The sequence below is a fragment of the Falsiroseomonas frigidaquae genome, assembly GCF_012163145.1.
Classification (GTDB): domain Bacteria; phylum Pseudomonadota; class Alphaproteobacteria; order Acetobacterales; family Acetobacteraceae; genus Falsiroseomonas; species Falsiroseomonas frigidaquae.
Genome location: NZ_JAAVTX010000001.1, coordinates 886,829 through 897,348, shown reverse-complemented (window position 1 = coordinate 897,348; position 10,520 = coordinate 886,829). Strand labels below are relative to the sequence as shown.

The window sequence follows — 10,520 nt, the reverse complement described above, 5'->3', positions numbered from 1 at the left end:
GATGCGCGCCATGACACGCCGGGAGATTCGCCCCATGCGGCCTGCCCTGTTCGCGCTTCTCGCCTTCGCGCTGGCCGGCTGCGCGGAACTGCGCCAGCCGCCGCCTTCCGCGCGCATCCCCGCGGTGCTCGGCGCCGGCAGTGCGGACCCGCTGCGCGATGCGGTGGGGCAGGCGGCGCTGGCCTATGCCGATGGCGGGCGATCGCTGGCCAACGACCCGGCCGCCATGGCCCGCGCCGCGGCGCAGGTGGAACTCCTGACGGTGGAATTCATGCGCGACCTGCGCTGGGCGCCGCTGCCCTCCGGCGTGGTGTTCGAGCTGCGCGGCGCCCGGGTGGAGGGCCGCGCCGCGCTCGGCATCCGCGCCGGCGCCGATCCGGATGCGGTGGTGCGGGCGCTGACCGCCGCGCATGTGGCGTTGCGGCGGGGCGACCGTCCGGCGGCGGAAGCGGCGCTTAGCCCGGCGCTGTTCGAACCGGGCGGGGCGGGCACGCTGGCCTTCCTTAGCCGCCCGGGCCCGCTGCCACAGGGCCGTATCGCCACATCGCTGGCCCGGGACGAGGTGGACCGCCTGGCGCGCAGCCGGGTCTGGGGCCTGACCGGGGCGCTGGACCCGCAGGCCGGATGGGTGAACCCGGAGCCGGGGCGGGGCCTCGGCATCGGGCCGCGCTGAACGGACGGCAGGGCAAGACCCGCCCGGCGGAACCGGCCGGACCCGTTTCCTGCCTGTTGCTGCAGGAGCGAACGGCGCGGGGGTTCCGCCGTTAGCCCTGCATGCCCCCCATAGATACCCTGCGGCCTGAACCCTACATCGTCGTCCTGACCTGTATCGGCCTGTTGATCGCCCTCGTGGCGTGGCTGCCGCTGGCGCTGAAGCGCCTGCCGCTGTCCCTGCCCATCGTCTGCATCCTGCTCGGCGCCGCCATCTTCGCCCTGCCCATGGTGGGGTCGGAGCCGCTGCCGCTGGCCTTCCCCGCCTTCACGGAGCGCTTCACCGAGTTCGTCGTCATCATTGCCCTGATGGGCGCCGGGCTGAAGATCGACCGGGTGTTCCACATCCATCGCTGGGCGGTGACCTGGCGGCTGCTCGGCATCACCATGCCGCTGTCGATCCTGGCCATCACCCTGCTCGGCGCCTGGGCCGGGCTGCCCTGGGTGGCGGCGCTGCTACTGGGCGCCAGCCTGGCGCCGACCGACCCGGTGCTGGCAGCCGATGTGCAGGTCGGCCCGCCGGAATCCGGGCAGGAGGATGAGGTGCGCTTCGGCCTGACCTCCGAGGCCGGGCTGAATGACGGGCTGGCCTTTCCCTTCGTCCACCTGGCGATCGTGCTGGCCCTGGCGGCGGAGTCCGGCGAGCCCTGGCTGCTGCACTGGATCGGCTACCACGTGATATGGGAAATCGGCTTCGGCGTGGCGGCGGGCTGGCTGGTGGGCCGCGTCTTCGGCTGGCTGACCTTCCACATGCCGGGCGACAACCAGTTGGCGAAGACCGGCGATGGGCTGATTGCCATCGCCGCCACCTTCGTCTCCTACGGGCTGACGGAGATGGCGCAGTGCTACGGCTTCCTTGCGGTCTTCGTCACCACGCTGACGCTGCGCCACGCCCATCGCAAGCACGAATTCCACCGCGAGATGCACGATCTGACGGAGCAGGTGGAGCGGCTGGCGATGATGCTGCTGCTGCTGCTGTTCGGCGGAGCGCTGGTTTCCGGCCTGCTGGCGCCGCTGGGCTGGGTGGATGTGGCGCTGGCGGTGGCGGTGCTGCTGCTGGTGCGGCCGCTGGCGGGGCTGGCCGGGCTGGTCGGGCTGCGCGCCGCCTGGGGCGAGAAGCTGACGCTCGCCTTCTTCGGCATCCGCGGCGTAGGGTCGTTCTACTACCTGGCCTACGGGCTGAACCACGCGGATTTCGCGGAGGCGGAGCGGCTTTGGGCGGTGGTCGGGCTGATCGTGCTGCTGTCGGTGCTGATGCACGGGCTGACGGTGACGCCCGTGATGCGCTGGCTGGACCGCAGCCAGGGGCGCGACCCGGATGCGCCGGAACGGTCGGAGATTCCGCCGCCGGGCCTGACCGGGCCGGCGCGGTGAGGGGGGCAGGTGTTGGCCCCCACCGACCGGGAAGGGCTGCTCAGTCCTTCGCCATCACCAGCACGTAGCTGCCGGGCGCATCCCCCAGCCCGGCATCCTTGGGCTGGCGGGCCGGCACCATGTCCTTGTCCAGCGCCAGCACCCAGCGCTGCCAATCCGGCCACCAGGACCCGGCGAGCTCGGTCGCGCCCTTGAACCACTCATCCGGGTCCGCCGGCAGGCTGGTGTTCACCCAGTGGCTGTATTTTCCCGAGTCCGGCGGGTTCACTACGCCGGCGATGTGGCCGGAGGCAGCGAGCACGAAGCGGGTCTTGCCGCCATAGATCTGCGTGCCGCGATAGGTGGATTTCCACGGCGCGATGTGATCCTCCCGCGTCGAGATCATGTAGTTCGGCACCTTGATCTTCCGCAGGTCGATCTTCACGCCGTCCAGCTCGATGGCGCCGGGTTTCACCAGGTCGTTCTGCTGGTACATCCGGCGCAGGTAGAAGCTGTGCATCTTCGCCGGCATGCGGGTGCTGTCGTCGTTCCAGTACAGCAGGTCGAAGGGGAAGGGCTCCTGCCCCAGCAGGTAGTTGTTCACCACGAAGGACCAGATCAGGTCGTTGGCGCGCAGCATGTTGAAGGTGGTCGCCATCTCCCGCCCCTCGAGGAAGCCCTTCTTCGACATCTTCTCCTCGATGCCGAGCAGCTGTTCCTCATCGATGAAGACGCCGAGTTCGCCGGCCTCCTCGAAATCCGTCATGGTGACGAAGTAGGTGGCGGATTTGATCCGCGTGTCCTTCTTCGCCGCCATGTGGGCCAGGGTGCAGGCCAGCAGCGTGCCGCCCAGGCAATAGCCGATGGCGTTGACGGATTTCTCGCCCGTGGCGGCCTCGATCGCATCGAGCGCCGCGTAGGGGCCCTCGCGCATGTAGTCCTCGAAGCCCTTGTCGGCGAGCGACTCGTCCGGATTGACCCAGGACACCACGAAGACCGTGTGGCCCTGCTCCACCGCCCATTTGATAAAACTGTTCTTGGGGCGGAGGTCGAGGATGTAGAACTTGTTGATCCAGGGCGGCAGGATCAGCAGCGGGCGCTTCAGCACCTGCTCCGTCGCCGGGGTGTACTGGATCAGCTCCATCAGTGCGTTGCGGAACACCACCTTGCCGGGCGTCACCGCAATGTTCTCGCCGACCTTGAACTTGCTGTCGTCGGTCATGCGGATGCGCAGGTTGCCCTTGCCGCGTTCCAGGTCGGACAGCAGGTTGGACAGGCCCTTCAGCAGGTTCTCGCCGCCCGTCTCCGCGGTGCGGCGCAGCACTTCCGGATTGGTCATCAGGAAGTTGGAGGGGCTCATCGCATCGACGAATTGTCGCGTGTAGAAATCCACCTTCTGCGCGGTCTTGTTGTCCAGCCCCTCCGCGCCCTGCACCACATTGGTGAAGTAGCGGGCGGAGAGCAGGTAGGACTGGCGGATGAAGTCGAAGACCTCATTCTCCCGCCAGGCATCGTCCTTGAAGCGGCGATCGCCCTTGGTTTCCTCGATCACGGCGGGGGCAGGTTCGCCCATCATCCGGCGCGCGGTGTTCTGCCAGAGGGTCAGGTAGTCCTGCCAGAAGCCGATCTGCGCCTGCATCAGGCGGGCGGGGTTGGCCATCAGCCGCGTGGTCATGTCGAGGAAGGCGGAGCCGATATGCAGCGGGTCCGGCCCGGTGGACGGCGTTCCTTCCGCCTGGCGCTTCAGGAAATCGCCGACGATGCGCTGCCCGCGCTCCGCCACATCGGCCATGGTGCGGCTGACCAGCGCCGGGTCCGGCAGGCGGAAGCCGGCCGCATCCCCGCCATTCGGCCGGGCATGGCCCGTCGCCTCGCGCGCCGCGGCGCCACGGGCCGAGCTTTCATGGCCCGCCGCCTCGCCGCCCTTGGCCTCGCCGGCCTTGGTGTGGTCCGCACCCGTATCCTGCGCCATGCGCCCGCATTCCCCCGAATTCGCCGCCGGCCGCCCGCCCGGGTGAGTCTTCCCGCCGAACCCTCGCCTTGGTGCTTTCGCCGGCTGGTGGTTCGGGGTAACCCTCGGCGCGCGAAGGATTGGGAAGCCATGCACCCGCGCGTCGGACGCCACGGGAAACACTGTGAAGGTAAGGGCCGGATGCCGGGCGATCAAGCGCGGCCCGGCGCCGTGCTGGCCTGCGTCCTGCTGCTGGCGGGATGTTCCGGCGGCGTGCCGCAGGATATCGACCCGCGCTACTGGTGGCGCAACGTCAGCGGCGGCTACCTGGATGGGCGCGAACCGCCGCCGGGCCGCGATGCGCCCTACCCCAACCTGGCCACCGTGCCGGCCCGGCCGGTGCCGCCCACCGCGGCGGAACGGGCTGCCCTGTCCGCCGCCCTGGCCGCGGATCGCGAGGGGTCCCGCACCGGGATGACGGGAAGCCCCGCACCCGTAACCTCCGGCAGCCAGCCGCCGGCGCCGCCGACCCTGGCTTCGGTGCCGGCGATCCGGCTGGAGCCGGTGCCCGCGCCCTTCGCACCCGCCGTCGCGGCGCCAACGGTTCCGGCCACGCCAGCGCCCCCCGCGACGCAGTCAGGAACGGCGACGCAGCCAGGAACGGCGACGCAGTCAGGCACGGCGACGCAGCCGGCGCCCGCACCGCTGCCGCAGGCTGCCCCGCCGCCGCTGTCCGGCCCGCCGCCGGCGCCGATGGGGGATCTGCTGGCGCCGCCGCCGCCGCCGGGCGCGGATCTGCTGGCGCCTCGCGGCAACTGAACCCTTCGGCTATCCTGCCCTTCCTCCACCCCCGGCTTCCCTTCACGCCACGGACCCGACGAAAATGACCGAGGAGTTCCACCGCATCCGGCGCCTGCCGCCCTACGTCTTCGCCGAGGTGAACTCGGCCAAGGCCAAGGCACGCGCAGCCGCCGAGGACATCGTGGACCTCGGAATGGGCAATCCGGACAGCCCGACGCCGCCGCATATCGTCGCCAAGCTGATCGAGGCCGTGGCCGACCCCCGCACGCACCGCTACAGCGCGTCGAAGGGCATCCCCGGGCTGCGCAAGGCCCTGGCCGGCTATTACGACCGCCGCTTCAACGTGAAGCTGGACCCGGAGACGGAGGTGGTCGCCACCCTCGGGTCGAAGGAGGGGCTGGCCAACCTGGCGGCGGCCATCACCAGCCCGGGCGATACCATCCTGGTGCCGAACCCGTCCTACCCGATCCACCAGTTCGGCTTCGTGCTGGCCGGCGCCTCCGTCCGGTCCATTCCCTGCACGCCGGATGACGACATGCTGTCGGCGCTGGACCGCGCGGTGAAGCATTCGGTGCCGAAGCCGACGGCGCTGATCGTGAACTTCCCGTCCAACCCGACGGCGATGCTGGCCGATCTGTATTTCTACAGGCAGATCGTCGATTTCGCGCGCAAGCACGAGATCTTCATCCTGTCCGACCTCGCCTATGCCGAGATCTATTTCGGCTCGAACGTGCCGCCTTCGATCCTGGAAGTGCCGGGTGCGAAGGATGTGGCGGTGGAATTCACCTCCATGTCGAAGACCTACAACATGCCGGGCTGGCGCATGGGGTTTGCCGCCGGCAATCCGCGGCTGGTCTCGGCGCTGACGCGGGTGAAGTCCTACCTGGATTACGGCGCCTTCGCGCCGATCCAGATCGCCGCCGCCGCCGCGCTGAACGGGCCGCAGGATTGCGTGCAGGAAATGCGCGACCTGTACCGCGAACGCCGCGACGTGATGGTGAAGGGCCTGGCCTCCGCCGGCTGGCAGGTGCCGTCCCCGGAGGGCTCGATGTTCCTCTGGGCGCCGATCCCGGACCGCTTCAAGCATCTCGGCTCGGTCGATTTCGCCAAGCTGCTGCTGGCCAAGGCGAAGGTTGCCGTCGCGCCGGGCATCGGCTTCGGCGAGCATGGCGACGGCCATGTCCGCATCGCGCTGGTGGAGAACAGCCAGCGCATTCGCCAGGCGATGCGCGGCATCAAGAACTTCCTGACCGCCGACAATGCCGGGCCGGTCGATGCCCCCGTCGAAACTCCCGACGCGGCCTGATTTCTCGATTGGATATCTGCACATGACCAAGCCGCTTTCCGTCGCGGTGGCCGGCCTCGGCACGGTGGGCGCCGGCGTGCTGACGCTGCTGCGCGACAATGCCGCGACCATCACGGCCCGCGCCGGTCGGCCGATCGCCGTCACCGCCGTCTCCGCCCGCGACCGGACGCGCGACCGCGGCGTCTCGATCGCCGGGCTGCGCTGGTACGATGACCCGGTGGCGCTGGCGCATGACCCGAATGTGGATGTGGTGGTGGAGGCGATCGGCGGGTCGGAGGGCCAGGGCGCGGATCTGGTGCGCGCCGCGCTGAAGGCCGGCAAGCCGGTGGTCACCGCCAACAAGGCACTGCTGGCCGTGCATGGCGCGGAACTGGCGGCACTGGCCGAGTCCAAGGGCGTCGCCTTGGCCTATGAGGCGGCGGTGGCCGGCGGCATCCCGGCCATCAAGGCGCTGCGCGAGGGGCTGGCGGCGAATGACATCAGCCGCGTGCTCGGCATCCTCAACGGCACCTGCAACTACATCCTGACGCAGATGCGCGAGCGCGGCATCGAATTCGCGCAGGCGCTGAGCGAGGCGCAGAAGCTGGGCTATGCGGAGGCCGACCCGGCCTTCGACGTGGATGGCATCGACGCCGCCCACAAGCTGGCGATCCTGGCCGCGCTGGCCTTCGGCCGCCCGGTGGATTTCGACGCCGTGCATGTCGAGGGCATCCGCGCCATCTCCGCCCTGGATATCAAGCTGGCGGAGGAGCTGGGCTACCGCATCAAGCTGCTCGGCATCGCGCGGCGCACCGATGCGGGCATCGAGACGCGGATGCACCCCTGCATGGTGCCGGTAGCGCACCCGATCGCGCGCGTCGATGGCGTGTTCAACGCGGTGGTGGCGGAGGGCGATTTCGTCGGCCGCATCGTGCTGGAAGGCCGCGGCGCCGGGGCGGGGCCGACGGCCAGCGCCATCTGCGCCGACCTGATCGATGTGGCGCGCGGCCGCACCACGCCGGTCTGGGGCGTCGCCTCCCCGGACCTCTCGCATGCGCCCAATGTGCCCATGTCGAAGCGCGTCGGCGCCTATTACCTGCGGCTGATGGTGGTGGACCGGCCCGGCGTCATCGCCGATGTCACCGCCGCGCTGCGCGACCACCATATCAGCCTGGAATCCATGCTGCAGCGCGGCAGGGCGCCGGGCGAGGTGGTGCCGGTGGTGGTGACAACACATGATTGCGAGGAAGCCCAGATGCGCGCCGCCATCGCCCGGATCGAGGCGCTAGAGGCCGTGCTGGAGACGCCGGCGATGATCCGCATCGAGGCGTTGTAGGGGCCGGAATCGGCACAAAGACCCCTGCCCCCATCCTTCATGGGGGCGGAGCGGCGTCCCGGCATGGAACGCTGCCGCCGCCCGTAGCGCCCCCCTCGGCCAGCCCTCTCACCCATTTGGGTGGAGAGGGCTTTTCCACAGCCTGCTAAGCCCCCTTTCCGCCGCCCCCGGTTCCGGGCCACAACATCCGCCTGGCCGGTGGGCGGAGACTGCCCCCCAGCCCCGATCCGGAGGAAGCCACCTTGTCCGAGACCACGCCGCAGATGGACCGTCAGGTCCATGTCGATCGCAACCTGGCCCTTGAACTGGTCCGGGTGACGGAGGCCGCGGGCCTGGCCGCCAGCCGCTGGATGGGCCGCGGCGACAAGAACGCCGCCGATGGCGCCGCCGTGGAAGCCATGCGCCGCGCCTTCGACACCGTCGCCATCTCCGGCACCGTGGTGATCGGCGAGGGCGAGATGGACGAGGCGCCGATGCTCTACATCGGCGAGAAGGTCGGCCTCTACGCCAAGGCCGGTGGCGGGCCGGAGGTGGATATCGCGGTGGACCCGCTGGAGGGCACCACCATCACCGCCAAGGGCGGCCCCAACGCCATGGCCTGCGTGGCGCTGGCCCAGAAGGGCGGCTTCCTGCACGCGCCGGACGTGTACATGGACAAGATCGCGGTTGGCCCCGGCCTGCCGGAGGGCGTGGTCCACCTGGACGCCTCGGTCGAGGAGAACCTGGCGAACCTGGCCAAGGCCAAGGGCCGCAGCGTCAATGACCTGGTCGTCTGCCTGCTGGACCGCGACCGGCACAAGGAGATCATCAAGCGCTGCCGCGCCGCCGGGGCGCGCATCATGATGATCCCGGATGGCGACGTTTCCGGCGTCGTGGCGGTTTCCCAGCTCGATACGGGCGTGGACATCTACATGGGCAGCGGCGGGGCGCCGGAAGGCGTGCTGGCGGCGGCGGCGCTGCGTTGCATCGGCGGCCAGATGCAGGGCCGCCTGATCTTCGAGAGCGAGGACCAGGTGCTGCGCGCCAAGGAAATGGGCATCACCGATGCCAGCCGCATCTATTCCATGACTGACATGGCGAAGGGCGACGTGATGTTCGCCGCCACCGGCGTGACCACCGGCCCGATGCTGCGCGGCGTGCGCGACTTCGGGAAGGGCGCGATCACCCATTCCATCGTCATGCGCTCGAAGTCCGGCACCGTCCGCTACGTGGAGGGTCACCACAACTTCGCGCTGAAGCCCGCGGCCTTCGCCGGTTGAACGACGCGGCCGCGACCCTTCTGGGTGCCCCCGGCGCCCTGTTGGGCGCGCCCGGCGCGGAGATCGCGCTGGGCGTGGCCCGCAGCGCGCTCGGCCGGCGCTGGATCTGGCGCCAGGGCGATGCGCGCACCGGGCTCGGCATCGCGCAGCGCCTGGAACTGCCCGAACTGGTCGGGCGGCTGCTGGCGGCGCGCGGCGTCGGGGTCGAGGCGGCGGCCGATTTCCTAGAACCTACGCTGCGCGCCCTGATGCCGGACCCCTCCACCCTGCGGGACATGGATGCGGCGGCGTCCCGCCTGGCGGATGCGGCGCAGGCCGGTGAGCAGGTGGTGGTGTTCGGCGACTACGACGTGGACGGCGCCTGTTCCGGGGCGCTGACCGTGCGGCTGCTGCGCGAACTCGGCGCCCGCGTCACCCATTACGTGCCGGACCGCATCGCGGAGGGCTATGGCCCTAATGCACGTGCCATCGCCACGCTGTGCGACCGCGGCGCCACGCTGATCGTCACGGTGGATTGCGGCATCGCGGCGGAGGTGGCGCTGGAGGCGGCGCGCGGCCGGGCCGATGTGGTGATCCTGGACCACCACAAGGCGGAAGGCCCGGTGCCGGTGGTGCGCGCCGCGGTCAATCCGAACCGGCTGGACTGCACCAGCGGCCTCGGCATGCTGTGTGCCGCCGGGGTGGCCTTCCTGGCGGGCGTCGCCACGGTGCGGGAGATGCGCCGCCGCGGCGCCTTCGCCACAAGGCCGGAACCCAGGCTGCTGGATCTGCTGGATCTGGTGGCGCTGGCCACCGTCTGCGACGTGATGCCGCTGACCGGGCTGAACCGCGCTTTGGTGGCGCAGGGGCTGAAGGTGATGGCCCGCCGCGGCCGGGCCGGCGTCTCCGCGCTGCTGGAAGTGGCGCTGGCCAAGGATTCGCCAACCGCCCACACGCTCGGCTTCCTGCTCGGCCCGCGCATCAACGCCTCCGGCCGCATCGATGAGAGCGATCTGGGGCTGCGCCTGCTGCTGGAGGATGACCCGCTGGAGGCCCGCGCCATGGCGGAGAAGCTGGATGCGGTGAACAAGCGGCGGCAGGAGGTGGAGGCGGACGTGCTGACCGCCGCCATGGCCGAGGCCGAGCGCCAGGCGCAGCACGGCCACCCCGTTCTGCTGGTGGTGGGCGAAGGCTGGCACCCCGGCGTGGTGGGCATCGTCGCCGGCCGGATGAAGGAAAAGTATAACCGCCCGGCCTGCGTCGCCGGCCTGAACAACGGGCTGGCCAAGGGCTCCGGCCGCTCCGTCGCCGGGGTGGATCTGGGCGCGGCCATCATCGCCGCGCGTCAGGCCGGGCTGCTGGAGACCGGCGGTGGGCACGCCATGGCCGCCGGATTTTCCTTCCTCGCGGCGCGCGAGGGGGAGTTCCATTCCTTCCTGGATGAGCGCCTGTCGCATGCTGCGGACCTGCCGGGTGCGGCGGATCTGCCGGTGGAAGGCTCGCTCGCCGTGGCGGGTGCCACGGTGGAGGTCGCCAGTCAGATCGCCCGCCTCGCCCCCTTCGGCGCCGGCAATGACGAACCCGTCTTCGTGCTGTCCCGCGCCCGGGTGGTCCGCGCCGACCGGGTGGGCAAGGAAGGCGGCACCATCCGCGCATTCCTGGAAGGCGAGGGCGGCAGCGGCCGCCTGAAGGCGATCTGCTTCCGCGCCAAGGAAGGCCCGCTGGCCGCCGCGCTGCTGGGCGGCGGCACGCTGCACCTGGCTGGCCATCTGCGCGCCGAAAGCTGGAACGACAGCGTGACCGCCGGCTTCCATGTGGTGGATGCGGCGCCGGTCGGGTAGTTGG

At 70.5% G+C, this 10,520-nt stretch carries 8 protein-coding genes; 7 read left to right on the top strand and 1 reads right to left on the bottom strand.

Features of this window, described 5'->3' with window-relative positions; translation table 11 throughout:
• The first annotated feature begins 34 nt into the window (after positions 1-34).
• Together HB662_RS04180 and HB662_RS04175 are read left to right on the top strand one after the other, a co-directional pair.
• The gene (locus tag HB662_RS04180; RefSeq protein ID WP_168047405.1) at positions 35-673 is read left to right on the top strand and encodes a hypothetical protein; all 639 of its coding nucleotides are present in this window, start codon (positions 35-37) and stop codon (positions 671-673) included.
• Between the two features lie 101 nt (positions 674-774).
• A complete protein-coding gene (locus HB662_RS04175) occupies positions 775-2,085 on the top strand; it encodes a cation:proton antiporter (protein WP_168047403.1) in 1,311 nt (436 codons plus the stop codon).
• Positions 2,086-2,125: 40 nt separating this feature from the next.
• Here HB662_RS04175 and HB662_RS04170 read toward each other — a convergent pair whose 3' ends face one another.
• On the bottom strand, positions 2,126-3,856 hold the full coding sequence (locus HB662_RS04170) for a PHA/PHB synthase family protein (RefSeq protein ID WP_168047637.1): 1,731 nt from the start codon (positions 3,854-3,856) through the stop codon (positions 2,126-2,128).
• A gap of 360 nt (positions 3,857-4,216) precedes the next feature.
• Here HB662_RS04170 and HB662_RS04165 point away from each other — a divergent pair, with 360 nt between their 5' ends.
• The 5 genes from HB662_RS04165 to recJ all read left to right on the top strand — a co-directional run bounded on the left by HB662_RS04165 (position 4,217) and on the right by recJ (position 10,516).
• The gene (locus HB662_RS04165) at positions 4,217-4,834 is read left to right on the top strand and encodes a hypothetical protein (RefSeq protein WP_168047401.1); all 618 of its coding nucleotides are present in this window, start codon (positions 4,217-4,219) and stop codon (positions 4,832-4,834) included.
• Positions 4,835-4,898: 64 nt separating this feature from the next.
• A complete protein-coding gene (locus HB662_RS04160) occupies positions 4,899-6,122 on the top strand; it encodes an LL-diaminopimelate aminotransferase (protein WP_168047399.1) in 1,224 nt (407 codons plus the stop codon).
• A 22-nt stretch (positions 6,123-6,144) separates the two neighbouring features.
• Positions 6,145-7,437 (top strand): homoserine dehydrogenase, encoded by a 1,293-nt coding sequence (locus HB662_RS04155; RefSeq protein WP_168047397.1) that lies wholly within the window; start codon positions 6,145-6,147, stop codon positions 7,435-7,437.
• Positions 7,438-7,700: 263 nt separating this feature from the next.
• Entirely contained in the window at positions 7,701-8,696 is a 996-nt protein-coding gene (gene glpX, locus HB662_RS04150) for a class II fructose-bisphosphatase (RefSeq protein WP_168047635.1), read from the top strand.
• On the top strand, positions 8,693-10,516 hold the full coding sequence (gene recJ / locus HB662_RS04145; RefSeq protein ID WP_408871618.1) for a single-stranded-DNA-specific exonuclease RecJ: 1,824 nt from the start codon (positions 8,693-8,695) through the stop codon (positions 10,514-10,516). Before glpX ends, recJ begins: the two co-directional genes overlap by 4 nt.
• The last annotated feature ends 4 nt before the right edge of the window (positions 10,517-10,520 follow it).